A 22930-nucleotide genomic window follows, 5' to 3' on the forward strand; every position below is an offset into this window, starting at 1 on the left:
AGCTACCGCTCACCCCATAGCCTAAGGACTCAATGCCGTGCCGACACCTCCTGTCTCCGCGCTGGTTGCCCAGATGGGCGAGGGCCCGGCGCCGCTGTACGCCAGGGTCAAGCAGATGATCATCCAGCAGATCGAAAACGGCAGTTGGCCGCCGCACCACCGGGTGCCGTCGGAGAGTGAACTGGTCAGCGAGCTGGGCTTCAGCCGCATGACCATCAACCGTGCCTTGCGTGAGCTGACCGCCGAAGGCCTGCTGGTGCGCATGCAGGGTGTAGGCACCTTCGTGGCCGAACCCAAAAGCCGCTCTGCGCTGTTCGAGGTCAACAATATCGCCGACGAGATCGCCGGCCGTGGCCACCAGCATAGCTGCCAGGTAATCACCTTGGCCGAGGAAGCGGCGGGCTCGGAGCGCGCTTTGGCGTTGGACATGCGTGAGGGGCAGCGGGTGTTTCATTCGCTGATCGTTCATTACGAAAACGGCGTGCCGGTGCAGATCGAGGACCGTTTCGTAAATGCTTCGATTGCCCCGGATTACCTCAAGCAAGACTTCACCCGGCAGACGCCTTATGCCTACCTGTCCCAGGTTGCGCCGTTGACCGAGGGCGAGCACGTGGTCGAGGCGATTCTCGCCGAGCCTGAAGAGTGCCACCTGTTGCAGATCGAACGTGGCGAGCCTTGCCTGCTGATCCGCCGGCGCACATGGTCTGGCCGCCAGCCGGTTACTGCCGCACGCTTGATTCATCCAGGCTCCCGTCACCGCCTCGAAGGACGCTTCAGCAAATGACCCAAATGCAGCTGCTGCGTGCTCAGGATTACCCGCGCATGGCGTGGAAGAACGGTGGCGGCTTCACCGAAGAAATCACCCGGGACAATGGCGAAGGGCTCGATGGTTTTGGCTGGCGTCTGTCGATTGCCGATATCGAGGAATCGGGCGGATTTTCAGTATTCGCCGGGTACCAGCGGATCATCACGGTGCTGCAGGGTGAGGGCATGCGCCTCACGGTGGAGGGTGAGCAGAGCCGGCCCCTGCTGCCGTTCGATGCTTATGCCTTCGATGGCCAGAGCCAGGTGAGCTGCAACCTGCTGGGCGGGCCGATCCGTGACTTCAACCTCATCTATGCACCGCAGCGCTATCGGGCGCGCTTGCAGTGGTTCGACGGTACCAGCCGCGTCTATAGCTCGGCACCGACGCTGTTGCTGTTCGCCGCCAGCGGGCAGGTCGAGGTGGCGGTGGCAGGGCACGATATACAACGGTTGGGGGTGTACGACTGCTTGCGGGTGGACGGTAACCAACGGTTGCTGGAACTGTGTATTCAAGGGCGGTTCTGCCTGATCGAACTGATGCTGCGTTAAGGTCATACGGCGCCTGGGACGATGCGCACCGCCCGTTCCCTGCACCGGCATCCTTTCCCTGACCAGTGGCGAGGTCCGTGAATTTTGGTTGTCCATGCTTGTACATACAAGTAAAGATGTGTTTATCTATCGCTCACGACACATCTGCCCGCGGACAACCGCCAAGGACCTTCCCGTGACCGACAACAACAAATACCGTGACGTTGAAATCCGTGCCCCACGTGGTAACAAGCTGACCGCCAAAAGCTGGCTGACCGAAGCGCCGCTGCGCATGCTGATGAACAACCTCGACCCACAAGTTGCGGAAAACCCCAAAGAGCTGGTGGTGTATGGCGGTATCGGCCGCGCCGCGCGCAACTGGGCCTGCTACGACAAAATCGTCGAAACCCTGACCCGCCTGGAAGACGACGAAACCCTGCTGGTGCAGTCGGGCAAGCCGGTTGGCGTGTTCAAAACCCACAGCAACGCCCCGCGCGTATTGATCGCCAACTCCAACCTGGTGCCGCACTGGGCGAACTGGGAACACTTCAACGAACTGGATGCCAAGGGCCTGGCCATGTATGGCCAGATGACCGCCGGCAGCTGGATCTACATCGGCAGCCAGGGCATCGTTCAGGGTACCTACGAAACCTTCGTCGAAGCCGGTCGCCAACACTATGGCGGCAGCCTGAAAGGCAAGTGGGTCCTGACTGCCGGCCTTGGCGGCATGGGCGGCGCCCAACCACTGGCCGCAACCCTGGCAGGTGCCTGCTCGCTGAACATCGAATGCCAACAGAGCCGCATCGACTTCCGCCTGGAAACCCGCTACGTCGATGAGCAGGCCAACGACCTGGACGACGCCCTGGCCCGCATCGCCAAATACACCGCCGAAGGCAAAGCGATCTCCATCGCCTTGCACGGCAACGCTGCCGAAATTCTGCCCGAGCTGGTCAAGCGTGGCGTGCGCCCGGACCTGGTCACCGACCAGACCAGTGCCCACGACCCGCTCAACGGCTATCTGCCTGCTGGCTGGACCTGGGAGCAGTACCGTGACCGTGCTCAGACCGAGCCTGCAGCAGTGGTCAAGGCTGCCAAGCAGTCGATGGCCGTGCACGTGCAAGCCATGCTCGACTTCCAGAAGCAGGGCATCCCGACCTTCGACTACGGCAACAACATTCGCCAGATGGCCAAGGAAGAGGGCGTGGCCAATGCGTTCGATTTCCCAGGCTTCGTCCCGGCCTACATCCGCCCACTGTTCTGTCGCGGTATCGGCCCGTTCCGCTGGGCGGCGTTGTCCGGTGATGCCCAGGACATCTACAAGACCGACGCCAAGGTCAAAGAGCTGATCCCCAACGACGCGCACCTGCACCGCTGGCTGGACATGGCTCGCGAACGCATCAGCTTCCAGGGTTTGCCAGCACGTATCTGCTGGGTTGGGCTGGGCCTGCGCGCCAAGCTGGGCCTGGCATTCAACGAAATGGTCCGCAGTGGCGAGCTCTCGGCGCCCGTGGTCATCGGCCGCGACCACCTGGACTCCGGCTCGGTATCGAGCCCCAACCGTGAAACCGAAGCCATGCGCGACGGCTCCGACGCGGTCTCCGACTGGCCGCTGCTCAATGCCCTGCTCAATACCGCAGGCGGCGCCACCTGGGTTTCGCTGCACCACGGCGGCGGCGTGGGCATGGGCTTCTCCCAGCACTCAGGCATGGTCATCGTTTGCGATGGCACCGACGAAGCGGCGGCGCGAATTGCCCGGGTGTTGACCAACGACCCGGGTACCGGGGTGATGCGCCACGCCGATGCCGGTTACGACATCGCCATCGACTGCGCCAAGGAGCAGGGCTTGGACCTGCCGATGATCACCGGCTGATCGCTGCGCTTGGTTGATACTGAATAACAAGAGGGGCTGGGGCCCCGACAGAATTGGAGTAGCGAAGTGACCGAATTGACCCTCAAGCCCGGCACCCTGACCTTGGCCCAACTGCGCGCCATTCACGCCGCACCTGTACGCCTGCAGCTCGATGCCAGCGCCGCTGCGGCCATCGAAGCCAGCGTTGCCTGTGTCGAGCAGATCATTGCGCAAGACCGCACCGCCTACGGTATCAACACCGGCTTCGGCCTGCTGGCGTCGACCCGCATCGCCAGCCATGACCTGGAAAACCTTCAGCGCTCGCTGGTGTTGTCCCACGCCGCCGGCATCGGCGCGCCGCTCGACGACGCCCTGGTGCGGCTGATCATGGTGCTCAAGATCAACAGCTTGAGCCGTGGCTTCTCCGGTATCCGCCGCAAAGTCATCGATGCGCTGATCGCCCTGGTCAATGCCGAAGTGTACCCACACATCCCGCTCAAGGGTTCGGTCGGCGCCTCCGGCGACCTGGCACCGCTGGCGCATATGTCGCTGGTGCTGCTGGGCGAAGGCAAGGCCCGTCATCAGGGCCAGTGGCTGTCGGCCACAGAGGCCTTGGCAGTGGCTGGCCTTGAGCCGCTGACCCTGGCCGCCAAGGAAGGCTTGGCCCTGCTCAACGGTACCCAGGCGTCCACCGCCTACGCCCTGCGCGGGTTGTTCCAGGCCGAAGATCTGTATGCCGCGGCCATCGCTTGTGGCGGGCTGAGCGTTGAGGCAGCGCTGGGTTCGCGCTCGCCGTTCGATGCGCGTATTCATGAAGTGCGTGGTCAGCGTGGCCAGATCGACACCGCCGCTTGCTTCCGTGACCTGCTGGGCGATGCCAGTGAAGTGTCGTTGTCGCACAAAAATTGCGACAAGGTTCAGGACCCGTACTCGCTGCGCTGCCAACCGCAGGTCATGGGCGCCTGCCTGACCCAGATCCGCCAGGCAGCCGAAGTGCTGGGCATCGAGGCCAACGCGGTATCGGACAACCCGCTGGTGTTCGCCGCTGAAGGTGATGTGATCTCCGGCGGCAACTTCCATGCCGAGCCGGTGGCCATGGCTGCTGACAACATCGCCCTGGCGATCGCCGAAATTGGCTCGCTGAGCGAGCGTCGCATCTCGTTGATGATGGACAAGCACATGTCGCAGCTACCGCCGTTTCTGGTGGAAAACGGCGGGGTGAACTCAGGGTTCATGATCGCCCAGGTGACTGCTGCCGCCCTGGCCAGCGAGAACAAGGCCTTGTCCCATCCGCACAGCGTCGACAGCCTGCCGACCTCGGCCAACCAGGAAGACCATGTGTCGATGGCCCCGGCCGCAGGCAAGCGTCTGTGGGAAATGGCCGAGAACACGCGTGGTGTGCTGGCCATCGAATGGCTGGGTGCATGCCAGGGGCTGGACCTGCGCAAAGGCCTGAAGACCTCGGTGAAGTTGGAGCAGGCGCGCCAGGCGCTGCGCCGTGAAGTGCCGCACTACGACCGTGACCGCTTCTTCGCGCCGGATATCGAGGCCGCTGTGGAACTGTTGGCCAAAGGTAGCCTGACCGGGCTGCTGCCTGCCGGTGTACTGCCTAGCCTGTGATGCTCCTGGGTCGCCATGCGGCCTTTTCGCGGCTGAAGTCGCCCCCACGATCAGCGTAGGAGCGACTGCAGCCGCGAACTTCCACCTCACGACCACAAAAACAATTCAAGGACGTGACATGCAACAAGCTCAAGGTCTAAAACGCGGGCTCACGGCCCGCCACATTCGTTTCATGGCCCTTGGTTCTGCCATCGGCACTGGCTTGTTCTACGGCTCCGCCTCGGCCATTCAAATGGCCGGCCCAGCGGTACTGCTTGCCTATCTGATCGGCGGCGCGGCGGTATTCATGGTCATGCGTGCACTGGGCGAAATGGCCGTGCACAACCCGGTGGCGGGTTCCTTCGGCCACTACGCCACCACCTACCTGGGGCCTATGGCCGGGTTCATCCTCGGCTGGACCTACGCCTTCGAGATGGTCATCGTCGCCATCGCCGATGTCACTGCCTTCGGGATCTACATGGGCTTCTGGTTCCCCGAGGTGGCGCGCTGGATCTGGGTGTTGGGCATCGTCTTCGTGATTGGTGGCCTGAACCTGTGCAACGTCAAAGTGTTCGGCGAAATGGAGTTCTGGCTGTCGCTGCTCAAGGTGGGCGCCATCGTGGCGATGATCCTGGCAGGCCTTGGCATCATGGCGTTTGGTTTCAGCCAGGTGAGCGGGGAGCATGCAGCGGGCATCGGCAACCTGTTCGAGCATGGCGGCTTCATGCCCAATGGCGTCGCCGGGCTGGTCGCCTCGTTCGCCGTGGTGATGTTCGCCTTTGGTGGCATCGAGATCATCGGCGTGACTGCAGGTGAGGCCAAGGACCCACAGCGTGTCATTCCTAAAGCGATCAACGCCGTGCCCTTGCGCATCCTGCTGTTCTACGTACTGACCCTGTTCGTGCTGATGTGCCTGTACCCGTGGCCGCAGATCGGCAGCGAAGGTAGCCCTTTCGTGCAAATCTTCAACAATCTGGGCATCGGCTCGGCAGCTGCGGTGCTCAATGTCGTGGTGATCTCGGCTGCTGTTTCAGCCATCAATAGCGACATCTTCGGCGCGGGCCGCATGATGTACGGCCTGGCCCAGCAAGGGCATGCGCCACGTAGCTTCGGCAAGCTGTCCAGACACGGCGTACCGTGGATGACCGTAGTGGTGATGGGCTCGGCGTTGCTGATCGGTGTGTTGCTCAACTATCTGATCCCGGAAAACGTGTTTCTGTTGATCGCCTCCATCGCGACGTTTGCCACCGTGTGGGTGTGGTTGATGATCCTGGTCACCCAAGTCGCCATGCGCCGCAGCATGAGCCGTGAAGAGGCAGCGGGGTTGAAGTTCCCGGTCCCGTTCTGGCCCTACGGCCCGGCCATGGCCATTGCCTTCATGGTGTTCATTTTTGCTGTGCTCGGTTACTTCCCGGACACTCAGGCGGCCTTGCTGGTCGGTGTAGTCTGGGTGGTGTTCCTGGTGGCGTCCTACCTGCTGTGGTGCAAGCCCCGTGCAGGCAAGCACGCCCCAGTTGAGCTGCACCGTTAGTCAAGGAGATTGCACATGAGAACCCTCTGGCATAACTGCCAAGCGGCAACCATGGTAGACGGCCGTTACTCGATCATCGAGGATGCGGCCATCGTCACCCACGCCGGGCTTATCGAGTGGATCGGCCCCCGCGCCCAATTGCAGATATCGGCGCTTGAACGCACCGTGGATCTGGACGGCGCCTGGGTCACTCCGGGCCTGATCGATTGCCACACCCACGTGGTCTTCGGCGGTAACCGCAGCGATGAGTTCGAACAGCGCCTGCAGGGTGTCAGTTACGCCGAAATCGCTGCCCAGGGCGGCGGTATCGCCAGCACCGTGCGGGCCACCCGTGCGGCAAGCGAGGATGAACTGTTCGCCAGTGCGCGCCAGCGCGTCCAGGCATTGATGCGCGATGGTGTGACGACCCTGGAGATCAAGTCCGGTTACGGCCTGGACCTGGAAAACGAACGCAAGATGCTGCGCGTCGCTCGGCGCCTGGCTGACGAGCTGCCGCTCACGGTGCGCGCCACCTGCCTGGCCGCCCATGCTCTGCCGCCGGAGTACGCCGGCCGGGCGGACGACTATATCGCGCATATCTGCGATCACATGCTGCCGGCATTGGCCGCCGAAGGCCTGGTGGATGCGGTGGACGCGTTCTGCGAGCACTTGGCGTTTTCCCCGCAGCAGGTCGAGAAAGTGTTCATCAAAGCCCATGAGCTGGGCCTGCCGGTGAAACTGCATGCCGAGCAATTGTCTTCGTTGCATGGCTCCAGCCTGGCAGCGCGCTACCAGGCGCTGTCGGCCGATCATCTGGAGTTCATGACCGAGCAGGACGCGATCGCCATGGCCGCCGCGGGCACCGTGGCCGTGCTGCTGCCAGGGGCGTTCTATTTCTTGCGTGAAACTCAACTGCCGCCAATGGACGCGCTGCGTCGGCACGGCGTGAAGATGGCCCTGGCCAGTGACCTCAACCCTGGCACATCGCCAGGTTTGTCGCTGCGCCTGATGCTGAACATGGGTTGTACCTGTTTCCGGATGACGCCGGAACAAGCCCTGGCCGGCGTCACGCTACACGCAGCCGCTGCCCTGGGCCTGGAGGGCAGCCACGGCTCTCTTGAAGTTGGCAAGGTGGCCGACTTCGTCGCCTGGCAAATCGATCGTCCTGCCGACCTGGCCTACTGGCTAGGTGGCGATCTGCCCAAGCGCGTGGTGCGCATGGGTCACGAAATCTGTATTTGAGCGAGGTGCCATGGACAACGTACTGAGTTTCCACCAAGGCCGCCTGCCACTGCTGATCAGCATGCCTCATGCAGGCTTGCGCCTGAGCGATGCGGTGCGCGACGGCTTGGTCGAGCAGGCGCAAGGGCTGCCTGACACCGATTGGCATATTCCTAGGTTGTACGACTTTGCCCGTGACATGGGCGCCAGTGTGGTGGCTGCGCAGTACTCGCGTTTCGTCATCGACCTGAACCGCCCGGACGACGATAAACCGCTGTATGCCGGTGCCACCACCGGCCTGTACCCGGCGACCCTGTTCGAAGGAGAGCCGCTGTTCAAGACTGGTTTGCAGCCTTCGCCTGAGGAGCGGGAACGGTACCTGGAGCAGATTTGGCGCCCATACCACAACACCCTCCGCCGCGAACTGGACCGCCTGCGCGAACAGTTCGGCTACGCCCTGCTTTGGGATGCCCACTCGATTCGTTCGCGGATCCCGCACCTGTTCGAGGGCAAATTGCCCGACTTCAACCTGGGCACCTTCAACGGTGCCAGTTGCGATCCAGCACTGGCCGAGCGTCTGCGGGCGGTATGCGACCAGGCCGAGGGCTACAGTCATGTGCTCAACGGCCGCTTCAAGGGCGGGCACATCACCCGGCATTACGGCGACCCGGCCAAGCACATCCATGCGGTGCAGCTGGAGCTGGCGCAAAGTACCTACATGGATGAATTCGCGCCCTTCACCTACCGGGAAGACCTCGCACTGCCAACACAACAGGTGCTCGAGGCCTTGCTGCAGGCACTGTTGGCCTGGGGCCAGGCGCGCTATGCGCGCTGAACCCAGGCCGGGGCGTGGCGATCAGTCGTCGTTGTTCACGAAGGTGATGGTCAGCTCGCGCAGCAATTGCTGCTCTTCCTGCGCCTTATCCGCCAGCAGGCCCTGCTGCAGGTCGAGTTCTACCTGAAGAGGGTGGTCGGCGCTGGCAAGGTCCAGCACACGCTGGCGAAAACGTGCTTCGACTTCATCGAAGCGTGGAGCGTTTTCGGCCCGCAGGCGCGCCGTCCAATCGGCGTTAGCCAGCAGATAGTCGATGAATGCATCACCGTGTTCACTCTGGCGCACATGCTCCAGCACGCTGGACAGCTCGCCACGGGCCAGGTTGGCTGCACCTCGAAAGCGCATGCTGTCGGCAATCGGCAAGTCCAGTTCCTTGGCAAGTTCGCGGCGGTAGGCCAGGCGTACCGAGACCAGGTCGCCGGAGCCCGTGCGAGCGCTGGCCAGCTTCTCCAGCTGGCCCATGCGAAACAGCTGCAATAGCCGCCTGCGCAGAGTTTGCAGGGTATCGCCTGCATCCATCAGCACGCGTTTGCTCAACAGGTAGAGCTCAATGTTGTTGAACTCTTGCAGGGCGCCGTCGTGGCAGGTCTGCGAGCCGGTTTCGGGGTCGGGCAGGGCGGCTGCAGCAATGCTCTCCAGCAGTGGGCGCTCCTCGGGGTTGGCTACCGCAGCCACCAGCATCAGCCGAACGCGCTCAGTGAAGCTGGCCCGGGTGGTGAGGTCGACGAATGGCGCAGCATTGTGCAAACGGCCAACCAGGCGCAACAGGTCGCTGCCTTCGAGTTGTTCCCAGCAGGCTTGCAATGCCTCGTTCTGAGCGGTATTGCCCAACATCCAGTCGGCCATCCTTGGGGTGTCGTCGCTGAGCATGGGGAAGTGCGGGTGGTCCAGCGAACCCTCACTGGAGGAGCTGGCCAGCAGCAGGTTGTCCGGGATGTCCAGCGCGAAGGAATAGCTGCGTTGGCTGTCGGAGAAAGCGCGAACACGCAAGATGGTCTCCATGGGCAGAGGGTTGTCGAACAGCGAAATCGACGAAATCGGCAGTGCGTTGTTCAGGTTCGAAAGGATGTGTTCGGGCAGCTCGGTGATGCTGTTAGCGCTCAAGTCCAACAGTTCCAGAGGCAGCATGTCGTTGCACCACGCAGGCCAAGCTTGCAGGTTCATGTTGGTCAGCCCCAGTGAGGTCAGGTTCGCGGCCAGGCTTGCAGGGGCTTGGATTATGTTGCCGATGCGGTTGCCTGACAGGTCGAGCGATGTCAGGTGTCGCAGCTGGGCCAGGGTGTCCAGCATGGCCTGGTCGACTTCCAGGCCCATATTGCGAACCTCAAGGTGGACGAGCCGGGGCAGGCGCAGCAGCGCTGTGGCCAGCGAGCCGTTGGCACCTTGATGGGCATCGATGACAAGCCGGGTAACGTTGGGAAAGCGCCCGAGCAGCTGGTCGAGCTGCGAAGCATCGCCGCGCAGGCGGGTGAGCACCACCGACGTCACACGTTCACCGAAAAACGCCGGTAGCCGCCGGGGGAAGTTCTCCAGCGCCACGTCTTCCAGTACCAGGCGCAGGTACTGCTGACCACGTTCCTGTCGCTCCCAGAATTCGTTGATCGCCGTGGCTATTCGCTGCCGGTCTGCCAGGGTGGCTTGGGTCAGTGGTTGGCTCGAGCTCGACGCTTGGGCCCAGCCGTCGATCGCTTCGCGCAACTGTTGTCGCTCGTTGCGGATGCGTGCCAGGCGCTGATCGAGTGCCGGGGTTTGGTCCAGCGCTACCTGTGCAGTGGCCGGATGCTCGCTCAGCAGTAGGCGCTGCAGGTGCGTTTCATTGATGTTGTTGCCTTGCAGCGAGATGACCGGTGGCCGGACGAGTGTTTGGGTTTCATTGATCAGAAACGAGGGCAACGAAGTCAGGTTGTTTTCCTGAAGGGAAAGATGGCCGATGCGTTCCAGGGCATCGCTGCCGATACCCAGCGGCCATTGGCTCAGTTGCATTCGGTTAAGCCCTAGATAGTCCAAGGAAAACAAATGGAAGCTTGGCCGGTCACCACTTTGCTGCAGGCGGTTGCCACTGAGGTCCAGATGGCTGAGCTGAGCCAGCCCTGCCAGCTCGGTCAGATGGCTGCCGGTCAGGGCGATGTTCTGATTGGTCAGCGCCAACCTACGCAGGTTGGGCAAGGCAGTGGGGATGCTCGATACACTGGCCTGCAGTAGCGAAGGGGTGGCGCGAGGATTGTAGGGCCTGCTGATTTCCAGCGTTTCGAGCTGCGGCATCAATCGGAACAAGCGCTGCATCAAGCGCTCACTCTGCCCCCAGCCCGCGAGCGGGCCACTTGGCAGATCGAGCAGGTGCAGGTTGTGTATACGCTGATAGAAAAAACCAGGCAGGGTCATCGGGATATCGGTCAGTGGCACGCCCTGCACGCTAAGCTCGGCGCTGCGCGAGGCGTCATCTTGTAGAGCGGTGTCGTACCAGTGCTGCATGATCGATTCGCGCAGGGCGTCATAGGCGCGGGCCGCTTGGTCGGAGGCTGGCGAAATGGCTTCGCTCCAGTCGTCCAGCCGGCTTTGCAGTTCGTTGCGCTCGTCCAGCAGCGTGGTCAGGTATTCCAGAATCTGCAGCCGATTGCGGCCATTGCTGGCAATGGATGACAGAAGCTGCTCGGCTGGCCTGCCAGTGCGCTCCGGGATGCCCGTTGCTCTGAGGGTGGCCAGCAAATGCTGGCGTGTGCTGCCTTGGGCTTGGTCGTCGCCGCTGCTCAGTGGGTACCCCAGCCGCCCATCGGCAAGGCGCATGGGGGAGCGGTAGCCTGGGCGAACAGGCTGCATGCCCAGCGCCCGGCGCAGGGTTTGGCGCGGTAGCAGTGGGCTCTGCTGCATAAGTTGCTGGAGGGCTTTGCCGTCGGTTGCGCCAAGCTGAGCCATGGCTTGGGGCAGCGCCTGGTGCAAGGCATCATAGATGTCTGGGTGAATGGGCACCGTTGCCCCAGGCTGGCTGGTATCGGTGACCAGATAACCTGCGTGTGCGTGGGTCAGGGTGATATAGGGCCGGGTGTCCTGCGGGCCGATGGCGTGGTGTTGATCTGGCCAGAATCTGCGCTGCAGGAGCTTGAGTTTGGTTTCGGCAGGCCAGCCCGGCAGCTGTGTCAGGGTTTGCAGGATCAGCCGGTCACTGTCCCAGCTTTGTACCCCGGCCAGATGTAGGCCCTCGTAGGCGCGGGCAAGCCGCACCTGTTGTTGATACACGCGGATTTCTTCGGCCAGGCGTAGGGGGACCTTGCCCGAGGCTAGCGCTTGCAGTTCCTGGGCATTGGCATTGCCCAGCAATTCCTCGATGACCAGGCCGGGTAGGGCGGGGTAGACACGCTGGATGAGCTCGCCGTGAAGTGTCAGGGGTGGCTGAAGACGCTCGTAGGCCTGGGTGAACAGTGCAGGCAAGGCTGTGGTGCCTGGCGTCTGACGCACGCTCTGGTCGAGCTTGAAGCGTTGCAGCGTGTCTTCGAGCAACGCCGGCAGTCTTAGATTCTGCGCGAGCACCCGGCGTAAGGTGCTTTGCTCGGTGGCACTGATCTCGAGGATGCGTTGCAGTGTCGCTTCATCGAAATGCGCACTCAAATGGCCAAGGCGGCGCAGCAACCTGCTGCCTGCCCAGTGCCGTGGTTGGTCACCGGGCAGCAGCCAGGCACCGCTGCCGTTGTGGGCCAGCAGCGGCGAGTAGCGATGAGGTGCCGTGGGGTGTTGCAGACGGTATTGGTCCGTCGCCGGCGTTCGTTCTACCTGGTATTGCTGGCCTTCGATCACCAGCCACTGTTTGCCCTGGTGCATACGCAGGCCACGTTCGTCCGTTTCGAGGCCTGCCGGTAGCGGTTGGTCGCTGTGATAAGGCCGCAAGTCGGATTTCCACAGGCGTATCCGGCCGTCGGGCATCTCAACGTCTTGCAGTTCTTCGATAAACGACGGTGTTTCCACTGCGAGGCGCTCAGGGTACGGGTCTTCACTAGGCTCGCCCTTCGCGCCTTTCAACGCCTTGTGCGCCGCAGCGAAGGCGGCCATGAGTGCGACGTTTTCGATCACGTCGACCAAGTAATTGAACGCGGTGTCGCGTTCGTCGTTGTGCCAGGCATCGATGCCGTCATACACCTCGAAGGCCAATTGGGTCACGCACACTGCCAGCATCAACTGACCAAGGCCGGGCACGAAGAAACCGGCAATATTCAAGCCGGTCAATGCACGCCCGAAAATCAGCTCGCGGTGCATCTGGGCGCTGCGGCGGTCGACGATTTCGGTGGGGATGGCATGGTACAGCGCGTCTCGTTCGTGGCGCTCTACCTTCTGCAGCGCCATCATGCCTTGGAACGCGTGGGTGAAGGGGCGCATGACCGGGTTCAGGCTGGCCTGGGTGTCCGGCAGGCGCTCGAGCAGGCCCCGGCTGCTCCATTGAATGGGGGTCAGGCGATCGGCCAGGCGGCTTTGCACAGCGGCTTTGTCCCGCTCGGGGATATGCGTGTCCAGATAGGCGATGTTGGCCCGCAGCCGGTCGCTCAGCTCGTTTTCCAGTGCGCCGATAGAGGGGAATGCCTTGAGCGGGGTCTGTTCATCCTGGGCCACATAGAGGGCGTGAGTCAGTTGCCCGTTGCCTTGCCAGGTGATCAGAATGACGCCGGTCAGTTCGGCCTCCCATAGGCTAAGGGTGCTGAAGGTGATTGGCGCATCTGCAGCCGGGGCTTGATCCACTGGCGTTGCAAGTGCTGCGTCGTAGAAGCCTTGGTCAATATCGCCTTTGAGCCGGGCGAAGTGTAGCGATTGGCGCCACGCCGAGACTTCGGCCTTGCCCAAGGTCTGATAGACCTCGAGCGCGACTTCGTCGGCGCTGCGCTCGGCAGTGGCAGCAGGGTAGTAGATGGCATGCACCAGTGCGTGGTAACCGCCACCGATGTCCAGGTTGCGGCAAAGCTCAGCAAAGGCTTCGGCGCTTATGTCCAGGGCGTTGGTGATGGGTACGGTGCCCATGAACCTGCGGTGGTCGACGATGACCGACCTTTTCAGCAGCGCGTTGGGGGCGTCCATGCCATGCTCGCCTGCAGCCTGGGCGTCGAAATTGTGCATGGCGCACTGCAGCAGCGAGCGAGTTGCCCGATTCACTGCCTGACGGCCGTCGATGGCATTGCTCGTGTCGATCAGGCGTGCATCGATCAGGTAGGTGTGGTCGACATCGATGGGCTGCGCAGGCTTGAACCTTGCATTGAGGGCGTCGCTCAGTGCGGCTCGAGCGTAGCTTTGCAGGTCAGGCAGGTGGGCGAACAGTTTTTGCACATTGCCCTGGTGCTCGCGGTGGCGAGCATGTTCTTCGGCCCAGGCTCTGGCGACATCGGGCTGGCGCGCGATCGCATCGGCCAGCCAGGCAGGCGCCTGCTGCCAGTTTCGCAGTTGACGGTGCAATGCAGGCGGGCTGCGTTTGAGCCACGCAGGGATGGTGTTTGCAAGGGTGGTGTAATGCACGTTCGGTGGGGTTGGCATGCGAGCTCCAGTGCGTGATCAAAGCAAAGGACGTTGCCTGCCCAGCCAGATGAGTGAGTGGTAGATATGTGCGTTGCACTGCGGCTGACCATGGCGCTTCGTTCCCCGTAAAATCGGAATGCGAAGAACCTGCTCTGACGCATGCTCAAAGTGCAATTCAGGTTTATGATGGCCCACGGCTGAACCAATCCTCACACGGAGTGCGCAATGCAGACCCTGTACCCGCAGATCAAACCCTACGCCCGGCACGATCTGGCCGTGGAAGCGCCGCATGTGTTGTATGTCGACGAAAGCGGCTCGCCCGAAGGTCTGCCGGTGGTGTTCATCCACGGTGGCCCCGGTGCCGGGTGCGATGCCCAGAGCCGCTGCTACTTCGACCCTAACCTGTATCGCATCATCACCTTCGATCAACGCGGCTGTGGGCGCTCCACCCCGCATGCGAGCCTTGAAAACAACACCACCTGGCACCTGGTCGAGGACCTTGAGCGCATTCGCCAGCACCTTGGGATCGACAAATGGGTGCTGTTCGGCGGTTCGTGGGGCTCGACCCTGGCCCTGGCCTATGCTCAGACCCATCCCGAGCGCGTGCATGGCCTGATCCTGCGCGGCATCTTTCTGTGCCGCCCGCAGGAAATCGAATGGTTCTACCAGGCCGGCGCCAGCCGCCTGTTCCCTGACTACTGGCAGGACTACATCGCGCCGATTCCGGCAGAAGAACGTGGCGACCTGGTCAAGGCCTTCCACAAGCGTTTGACCGGCAATGACCAGATTGCCCAGATGCATGCAGCCAAGGCCTGGTCCACTTGGGAGGGGCGCACCGCAACGTTGCGGCCCAACCCGCTGGTGGTAGATCGTTTTTCCGAGCCGCAGCGTGCGTTGTCGATCGCCCGCATCGAATGCCACTACTTCATGAACAATGCCTTCCTGGAGCCGGATCAGCTGATTCGTGACATGCCCAAGATCGCCCACCTACCGGCGGTGATCGTGCACGGCCGCTATGACGTCATCTGTCCGCTGGACAACGCCTGGGCGCTGCATCAGGCCTGGCCGAACAGTGAGTTGAAGGTGATTCGCGACGCAGGTCACGCCGCCTCCGAGCCGGGTATCACCGATGCTTTGGTGCGTGCCGCCGACCAAATGGCCCGCCGCCTGCTCGACCTGCCCCTGGAAGAAGCATGAGGGGCTTGCTGCAGCGCGTGCGTGGCGCCAGGGTGGAGGTGGGCGGGGAAATCGTCGGCGCCATCGACCAGGGCTTGCTGGTTCTGGTCGCCGTAGAGCCTGAAGATACCCGCGAACATGCCGATAAGCTGTTGCACAAGCTGCTCAACTACCGGGTATTCAGTGACGAGCAGGGCAAGATGAACCTGTCGCTCAAGGATGTCGGGGGTGGTTTGCTGCTGGTATCGCAGTTCACCCTGGCGGCCGATACCCGCAGCGGCATGCGCCCCAGCTTTTCAACTGCGGCGCCACCGGCGCTCGGAGCGCAATTGTTCGACTATCTTTTGAGCAAGGCCCGCGACCAGCATGCCGATGTGGCCAGTGGGCGTTTTGGTGCGGACATGCAGGTGCATTTGGTCAATGATGGCCCTGTGACATTCTTGTTACAAATATGAGGTCGAAAAACCCCTTGTTTGGAAGAAAACAAGGGGTTTCGTACGATAAATAGTTGATCCAGCCTGATGCGTTGTAACGCGACCTGCTGGATAATCGCGCGCTGCGTGAGCCTGCGTTCGCAGGTTCGTTTCACTCTGACTCGAGCGTTGTCTGGACCTGTTTGGGGAATCATTAGGCCCTGATGGGGTCCGAACAGTGCTCGCCAACCCGGCATTTGTCGCTGGCCGTTGGTTTCATGATCTGTTTTCGGCGAGGGTTGCTCGTGATTGTTAGTCCCCATAAAGCATCAAGAATCCCCGGCACTGGGTTGCGCAAGGCCCTGATGGCCAGTGTGGCACTGGTCGGCCTGATGAGCGCGGGCCAGCTGTGGGCATTCAATCTTGACGATGTTGCAGCCAAGGCAAAGGATCTGGCCGGCCAGAAATACGAAGCACCGAAAAGTAATTTACCTGCCGTGTTCCGCGACATGAAGTTTGCGGATTACCAGAAAATCCACTTCCTGCGCGAAAAAGCCGAGTGGGCCAACGACAAGACTCCATTCAAGCTGTCGTTCTACCACCAGGGCATGCACTTCGACACGCCGGTGAAGATCAACGAGATCACCGCGACCAAGGTCGAGGAAATCAAGTACGACTCCAGCCGCTTCGAGTTCGGTGACGTGCCGCACGACGCCGACACCGTGAAAAACCTCGGGTATGCCGGCTTCCGAGTGCTGTACCCGATAAACAAGGCCGACAAGCAGGACGAGATCATGACCCTGCTGGGGGCCAGTTATTTCCGCGTGGTCGGCAAGGGCCAGGTGTATGGCCTGTCGGCCCGTGGCCTGGCAATCGACACCGCGCTGCCGTCGGGCGAAGAATTCCCGCGCTTCACCGAATTCTGGGTGGAAAAGCCCAAACCGGCCGACAAGCACCTGGTGATCTACGCGCTGCTGGACTCGCCGCGCTCCACTGGGGCCTACAAACTGATTCTGCGCCCAGGCACCGATACCGTGGTCGACGTACAGTCGCGGGTGTTCCTGCGTGACCAGGTCAGCCGCCTGGGTGTCGCGCCGCTGACCAGCATGTACCTGTTCGGCCCCAACCAGCCGTCCAAGGTGCTGAATTACCGCCCGGCGCTACACGACTCCGAAGGCCTGTCGATCCATGCCGGCAATGGCGAGTGGATCTGGCGCCCGCTGAACAACCCGAAACACCTGGCCGTGAGCAATTTCAGCGTCGAAAACCCGCGTGGTTTCGGCCTGATGCAGCGTCAGCGCGCCTTCAGCGCCTATGAAGACCTCGACGACAACTACCAGAAGCGCCCAAGCGCCTGGATCGAGCCGAAGGGCGATTGGGGCAAAGGTACCGTCGACCTGGTCGAAATCCCGACAGCCGACGAGACCAACGACAACATCGTTGCTTTCTGGAGCCCGGAGAAGCTGCCTGAACCAGGCAAGCCGTTCGAGTACGCCTACCGCCTGCACTGGACGCTCGACGAGCCGCAGTTCCAGGCCCCTGAGCTGGGCTGGGTCAAGCAGACCCTGCGCTCGACCGGTGACGTCAAGCAGTCCAACCTGATCCGCCAGCCAGACGGCAGCGTCGCCTTCCTGGTCGACTTTGCTGGCCCGGCCCTTGCTGCCCTGCCCGAAGACACCCCGGTGCGCAGCCAGATCAGCGTCGGTGACAACGCCGAGGTGGTAGAGAACAACCTGCGCTACAACCCGGAGACCAAAGGCTGGCGCCTGACCCTGCGTTTGAAGGTCAAAGAAGCCAACAAGTCCACGGAAATGCGCGCTGCCTTGGTACGCGACGTGCCGGTCGAAGCAGCCACGCCTGCTGCTGAAACCAAAACGGAGAAGGCGGTGGCCAAGCACGGCAAGCACGAGAAGGCTGCCAAGGCGGAGCCAGCCAAGGCTGAACAACCTGCCGCCGATGCGGCATCCACCAACGGGACCCCGGCCACCACCGAGAAAGTGCTGACCGAGACCTGGAGCTATCAGTTGCCTGCCGATGAGTAACTCAAGCGCAAGGCCGGAATCGCTTGGCGAATACCTGGCCCACCTCCCTCTGAGCGATGAGCAGCGTGCGGAACTCGCCAGCTGCACCTCGTTCAGCGAGCTGCATCAACGCCTGGCGGCCACCCCGGCCACCAACGGCACCGAGGCCGTGCAGGCCTCGGTTGGCCCGCGCCTGACCGTGGGCAGCGCCGCCGAGCTCGAAGACGCAGAAATGCTCGGCGTCGACGGCAGCGGCCGGCTGTGCCTGAAGATCGCCCCGCCGATCAAGCGCACCAAGGTCGTGCCCGAGCCATGGCGTACCAACCTGTTGATCCGCATGTGGCGGCGCATGACCGGCCGCCCCAATGCCCCGCAGCCCCCCAAGCGCGAACTGCCGGCAGCGCGCTGGCGCACGGTCGGTTCGATCCGCCGTTACATCCTGCTGACCCTCATGATTGGCCAGACCATCGTCGCCGGCTTCTATATGAAGGGCATCCTGCCATATCAGGGCTGGTCGTTCGTCGACCTGGACGAAATCGTCAATCAGCCGCTGTGGGACACCGTGGTGCAGGTTTGGCCGTATGCCCTGCAAACGTCCATTCTGGTGCTGTTCGGTATCCTCTTCTGCTGGGTTTCTGCAGGTTTCTGGACCGCGCTGATGGGCTTTCTCGAGCTGCTCACCGGGCGTGACAAGTACAAGATCTCCGGCAGCAGTGCCGGCAACGAGCCCATTGCTCCCGAAGCGCGTACCGCGCTGGTGATGCCAATCTGCAACGAAGACGTGCCGCGGGTGTTCGCAGGGTTGCGGGCGACTTTCGAATCGGTGGCTGCCAGCGGCAACCTCGATCGCTTCGATTTCTTCGTGCTCAGCGACACCAACGACACCGACATTGCCGTGGCCGAGCAACAGGCCTGGCTGGACGTGTGCCGCGAAACCAAGGGCTTTGGCCGCATCTTCTATCGCCGCCGCCGCCGCCGTGTGAAGCGCAAGAGCGGTAACCTCGACGACTTCTGCCGTCGCTGGGGTGGCGAGTACAAGTACATGGTGGTGTTGGATGCCGACAGCGTCATGAGCGGTGAATGCCTGAGCAGCTTGGTGCGCCTGATGGAGGCTAACCCGGATGCGGGCATCATCCAGACCGGGCCGAAGGCGTCGGGCATGGACACTCTCTATGCGCGCATGCAGCAGTTCGCCACCCGTGTGTACGGCCCGCTGTTCACTGCCGGCCTGCACTTCTGGCAGCTGGGTGAGTCGCACTACTGGGGCCACAACGCGATCATCCGCATGAAGCCGTTCATCGAGCACTGCGCGCTGGCGCCGTTGCCTGGCAAGGGGGCGTTCGCCGGGGCCATTCTGTCCCACGACTTCGTCGAAGCAGCGTTGATGCGCCGTGCCGGCTGGGGTGTGTGGATCGCCTATGACCTGCCGGGCAGTTACGAAGAACTGCCGCCCAACCTGCTCGACGAGCTCAAGCGCGACCGCCGCTGGTGCCACGGTAACCTGATGAACTTCCGCCTGTTCCTGGTCAAAGGCATGCACCCGGTGCACCGTGCGGTGTTCCTCACTGGGGTCATGTCGTACCTGTCGGCGCCGTTGTGGTTCTTGTTCCTGGTACTGTCCACTGCGCTGCTGGCGACCAATACGCTGATGGAGCCGCAATACTTCATCGAGCCGTACCAGCTTTACCCGCTGTGGCCGCAGTGGCACCCCGAGAAGGCCGTTGCGCTGTTCTCCACCACCATCGTGCTGCTGTTCTTGCCCAAGCTGTTGAGTGTGATCCTGATCTGGGCCAAGGGCGCGGTCGAGTTTGGCGGGCGCATCAAGGTCACCCTGTCGATGCTGATGGAGATGTTGTTCTCCATGCTGCTGGCGCCGGTTCGGATGATCTTCCACACCCGCTTCGTGCTGGCCGCGTTCCTTGGCTGGGCTGCGACGTGGAATTCGCCGCAGCGTGACGATGACTCCACCCCGTGGAGCGAAGCGGTGCGTCGCCATGGCCCGCAGACCCTTCTGGGTATCGCCTGGGCTGGGCTGGTGGCGTGGCTGAACCCAAGCTTCCTGTGGTGGCTGGCGCCGATCGTCGGTTCGCTGGTGCTGTCGATCCCGGTGTCGGTGATCTCCAGTCGCACCCGCCTGGGCCTTGCAGCCAAGGACGAGAAGTTGTTCCTCATTCCAGAGGAGTACGCAACGCCCCAGGAGCTGTTGGCGACCGACCGCTACACCCACGAAAACCGCTGGCATGCGCTGCATGACGGCTTCGTGCGCGCAGTGGTTGACCCGCGGCAGAATGCCCTGGCCTGTGCCATGGCCACCGCCCGCCACGGCCATGCCGCGCCGATCGAGGCGCTGCGCGCCGAGCGCGTGGCCAAGGCGCTGGAAGTGGGGCCCAAGGCACTGGACCTCAATACCCGCCTGGCGCTGCTCAGCGACCCGGTAGCCTTGAGCCGCCTGCACGAACAGGTGTGGGCGCAGCACAATGCGGCGTGGATCGATGTGTGGCGTGCTTCGATCAACAACGACCCGCATTCACCGCTGCTGCCACTGCATCCGGAGCAAGAGGGCCAGCCGACCCTGGCCGGCGCCTGACGGAGCCTATTCGCGGGTGAACCTGCCCCACGGTCACTGCGCCGCCTCACGGTCGGCGCGGTACTTGTGGGAGTAGGTTCACCCGCGAAGCTTTTCACCACCCAGGCCGATTTTGGCCAACAAAGTCCCCGCCGGCTCTAGGTCCCAGGCCCGCCATGCGTTAGCATCCGTCTCCGATAATGCGCATCGGCCAGTACGGCCGTGCCAAGACAATAAGATTCGCTTCTTTACTTGTTAGGGGACTTGGTGATGATCAAGCAATACCTTTCGCGACTGTTGGTCGGTGTCACCGCCCTGGTCGCCGTAACGGCAGCCCAGGCCGGCGCTATCGACGATGCAGTCAAGCGCGGCACCTTGCGGGTGGGCATGGACCCAACCTACATGCCGTTCCAGATGACCAACAAACGCGGCGATATCATCGGCTTCGAGGTCGATATCCTCAAAGCCATGGCCAAGTCCATGGGCGTGAAGTTCGAGGCGGTTTCCACGGCCTATGACGGCATCATCCCGGCGCTGCTGACCGACAAGTTCGACATCATTGGCAGCGGCATGACCCTCACCCAGGAACGCAACCTGCGCCTGAACTTCAGCGAACCCTTCATCGTGGTTGGCCAGACCCTGCTGATCCGCAAGGAGCTGGCTGGCGAGATCAAGTCATACAAAGACTTGAACAACGAGAAGTACCGCCTGACTTCCAAGCTGGGCACGACCGGCGAAATGGTGTCCAAGAAACTGATCGGCAAGGCCAAGTACCACGGCTACGACAACGAGCAGGAAGCGGTGATGGACGTGGTCAACGGCAAGGCTGACGCTTTCGTCTACGACGCACCCTACAATGTGGTGGCGATCGAGAAGGTCGGCGCTGGTAAGCTGCAGTTCCTCGACGAGCCCTTCACGTACGAGCCACTGGCCTTCGGCCTGAAGAAAGGCGACTACGACAGCATCAACTTCATCAACAACTTCCTGCACCAGATCAAGCATGACGGGACCTACGATCGTATTCACGACAAGTGGTTCAAGAACAAGGACTGGCTGAAGGAAATGGAATAAGGCTCAGGCCACAAGCCTAGCTTTTGCCCCCGACGCGCAGGTAAACCCTGCGCGTTCGCATTTACGGAAGTACCCCACGTGATCAAACACAAGAAAGCCCAGTGGCCCTGGCACGGGTTGACCGCCCTGGTCCTGTTGGGCCTGGCGTTCAGCCTGTACATGGCGACCTCGATGATTTCCTACGAGTGGCGCTGGAACCGCGTGCCGCAGTATTTCGCCTACAAGGCAGAAGAAGTTCAGCGGGCCGGCGGCAACGGCAGCGTGCAGGAAATCGTCGTTTCCGGTGACACCGCACGTGTCACGCTCAAGGACGAGAACGGTGACGAGCAAGTGCTCGACGTGGCCAAGGACAGCCTGTTACTGAGCCGTGGCGACGATGTCGCCGAAGGCGACCAGATCGGCGTGACCCGTCACTGGGCGGCGGGCCCGCTGGCCTGGGGCCTGTGGACAACATTGTGGCTTTCGGTGGTGTCCGGCGCTTTTGGCTTGCTGATCGGCCTGTTCGCCGGCTTGTGCCGTCTGTCGAACAATCCAACCCTGCGTGACCTGTCGACGGTTTATGTCGAGTTGGTGCGGGGTACTCCACTGCTGGTGCAGATTTTCATTTTCTACTTCTTCATCGGCACCGTGCTCAACCTGTCCCGGGAATTCGCGGGGGTGGCAGCCTTGGCGTTGTTCACCGGCGCCTATGTTGCAGAAATCGTTCGCGCCGGCGTGCAGTCGATCGCCAAAGGGCAGAATGAGGCTGCGCGCTCGCTGGGCTTGAACGCAGGCCAGTCGATGCGCCACGTGATCCTGCCGCAGGCGTTCAAGCGCGTGCTGCCACCACTGGCGGGCCAGTTCATCAGCCTGGTCAAAGACACCTCGCTGGTATCGGTGATCGCCATCACCGAACTGACCAAGAGCGGCAGGGAGGCGATCACCACATCGTTCTCGACTTTCGAGATCTGGTTCTGCGTGGCAGGCCTGTACCTGCTGATCAACCTGCCGCTGTCGCACATCGCCAGCCGGCTCGAGCGGAGGCTTGCGCAAAGTGATTGAAGTCCGTGACCTGTTGAAAGTCTTCGACACCCGTGGCCAGGTAGTGCGGGCTGTGGATAACGTCACCACGCAAGTTGCCAAGGGCGAAGTCGTGGTCGTGCTTGGCCCATCGGGCTCGGGCAAGTCGACCTTCCTGCGTTGCCTCAATGGCCTGGAGCATTTCGATGAAGGCCATGTGGCCATCGACGGTCTGCAACTGGCAGACCCTAAGACCGACATCAATGCCTACCGCCGCGAAGTCGGCATGGTGTTCCAGCATTTCAACCTGTTCCCGCACATGACTGTGCTTGAGAATCTGTGCCTGGCGCAGAAGGTGGTACGCAAGCGCAACAAGGCCGAGCGTGAAGCCAAGGCCCGGGCATTGCTGGATAAGGTTGGCATCGCGCAGAAAGCCAACGAGTATCCCTCGCGCCTCTCCGGTGGCCAGCAGCAGCGGGTGGCGATTGCCCGCGCGCTGGCGATGGACCCGAAGGTGATGTTGTTCGACGAGCCGACTTCGGCGCTTGACCCGGAGATGGTGGGTGAGGTGCTGGACGTGATGAAAACCTTGGCCCAGGAAGGCATGACCATGGTCTGCGTCACCCACGAGATGGGCTTTGCCCGTGAAGTGGCCGACCGGGTGCTGTTCTTCGATCACGGCAAGCTGCTTGAAGATTCGGCCCCGGCGGCGTTCTTTGCCTCGCCCCAAGACCCGCGGGCGCAGGCTTTCCTGCGCCAGGTGCTGTAACTCGGGGCCCTTTGCGGGTAAACCGGCTCCCACACGTTAGCGAGCATCTCCAAGCATGTGCTGCCCTTGTGGGGGCGCGGCC

Annotated in this window: 15 protein-coding genes; 14 read left to right on the forward strand and 1 reads right to left on the reverse strand. The window is 62.3% G+C overall.

What is annotated here, in order from left to right; genetic code table 11:
- Window positions 1-73 precede the first annotated feature (73 nt).
- The 7 genes from hutC (at window position 74) to hutG (ending at window position 8346) form a co-directional block, all read left to right on the forward strand.
- Window positions 74-784: a histidine utilization repressor gene (gene hutC / locus ACK59H_RS00070; RefSeq protein ID WP_409264175.1), complete on the forward strand. Its 711-nt coding sequence runs from the start codon at window positions 74-76 to the stop codon at window positions 782-784.
- Window positions 781-1353, forward strand: a complete 573-nt coding sequence (locus ACK59H_RS00075) for a HutD family protein (protein ID WP_060479940.1) — start codon at window positions 781-783, stop codon at window positions 1351-1353. Before hutC ends, ACK59H_RS00075 begins: the two co-directional genes overlap by 4 nt.
- Before the next feature lie 175 nt (window positions 1354-1528).
- Window positions 1529-3202: a urocanate hydratase gene (gene hutU / locus ACK59H_RS00080; protein ID WP_409264154.1), complete on the forward strand. Its 1674-nt coding sequence runs from the start codon at window positions 1529-1531 to the stop codon at window positions 3200-3202.
- Window positions 3203-3268: 66 nt separating this feature from the next.
- Entirely contained in the window at window positions 3269-4801 is a 1533-nt protein-coding gene (gene hutH / locus ACK59H_RS00085; protein ID WP_060479938.1) for a histidine ammonia-lyase, read from the forward strand.
- A gap of 118 nt (window positions 4802-4919) precedes the next feature.
- The gene (locus ACK59H_RS00090) at window positions 4920-6311 is read left to right on the forward strand and encodes an amino acid permease (protein ID WP_409264155.1); all 1392 of its coding nucleotides are present in this window, start codon (window positions 4920-4922) and stop codon (window positions 6309-6311) included.
- A gap of 15 nt (window positions 6312-6326) precedes the next feature.
- Window positions 6327-7532: an imidazolonepropionase gene (gene hutI / locus ACK59H_RS00095; RefSeq protein ID WP_409264156.1), complete on the forward strand. Its 1206-nt coding sequence runs from the start codon at window positions 6327-6329 to the stop codon at window positions 7530-7532.
- A gap of 10 nt (window positions 7533-7542) precedes the next feature.
- Entirely contained in the window at window positions 7543-8346 is an 804-nt protein-coding gene (gene hutG / locus ACK59H_RS00100; protein WP_409264157.1) for an N-formylglutamate deformylase, read from the forward strand.
- Between the two features lie 21 nt (window positions 8347-8367).
- Here hutG and ACK59H_RS00105 read toward each other — a convergent pair whose 3' ends face one another.
- A complete protein-coding gene (locus ACK59H_RS00105; RefSeq protein WP_409264158.1) occupies window positions 8368-13851 on the reverse strand; it encodes a dermonecrotic toxin domain-containing protein in 5484 nt (1827 codons plus the stop codon).
- A gap of 207 nt (window positions 13852-14058) precedes the next feature.
- Between ACK59H_RS00105 and pip the strand changes: the two genes are divergently transcribed.
- The 7 genes from pip (at window position 14059) to ACK59H_RS00140 (ending at window position 22848) form a co-directional block, all read left to right on the forward strand.
- Window positions 14059-15030, forward strand: a complete 972-nt coding sequence (pip, locus tag ACK59H_RS00110) for a prolyl aminopeptidase (protein ID WP_060479934.1) — start codon at window positions 14059-14061, stop codon at window positions 15028-15030.
- Window positions 15027-15464: a D-aminoacyl-tRNA deacylase gene (gene dtd / locus ACK59H_RS00115; protein WP_060479933.1), complete on the forward strand. Its 438-nt coding sequence runs from the start codon at window positions 15027-15029 to the stop codon at window positions 15462-15464. Before pip ends, dtd begins: the two co-directional genes overlap by 4 nt.
- A gap of 263 nt (window positions 15465-15727) precedes the next feature.
- Complete coding sequence (locus tag ACK59H_RS00120; protein ID WP_272501508.1) at window positions 15728-17464, forward strand: glucan biosynthesis protein G; 1737 nt, start codon at window positions 15728-15730, stop codon at window positions 17462-17464.
- Complete coding sequence (gene mdoH, locus ACK59H_RS00125; protein ID WP_409264159.1) at window positions 17457-20030, forward strand: glucans biosynthesis glucosyltransferase MdoH; 2574 nt, start codon at window positions 17457-17459, stop codon at window positions 20028-20030. Before ACK59H_RS00120 ends, mdoH begins: the two co-directional genes overlap by 8 nt.
- A gap of 252 nt (window positions 20031-20282) precedes the next feature.
- Window positions 20283-21080, forward strand: a complete 798-nt coding sequence (locus ACK59H_RS00130) for a transporter substrate-binding domain-containing protein (protein WP_060479948.1) — start codon at window positions 20283-20285, stop codon at window positions 21078-21080.
- 78 nt (window positions 21081-21158) lie between these two features.
- A complete protein-coding gene (locus tag ACK59H_RS00135) occupies window positions 21159-22121 on the forward strand; it encodes an amino acid ABC transporter permease (protein WP_186476306.1) in 963 nt (320 codons plus the stop codon).
- Window positions 22114-22848 carry an amino acid ABC transporter ATP-binding protein gene (locus tag ACK59H_RS00140; protein ID WP_060478199.1) on the forward strand — a complete coding sequence of 245 codons (735 nt, stop codon included), beginning with the start codon at window positions 22114-22116 and terminating at the stop codon, window positions 22846-22848. Before ACK59H_RS00135 ends, ACK59H_RS00140 begins: the two co-directional genes overlap by 8 nt.
- The last annotated feature ends 82 nt before the right edge of the window (window positions 22849-22930 follow it).

The organism is Pseudomonas sp. KCJK9000 (genome assembly GCF_046230725.1).
Taxonomy (GTDB): domain Bacteria; phylum Pseudomonadota; class Gammaproteobacteria; order Pseudomonadales; family Pseudomonadaceae; genus Aquipseudomonas; species Aquipseudomonas promysalinigenes.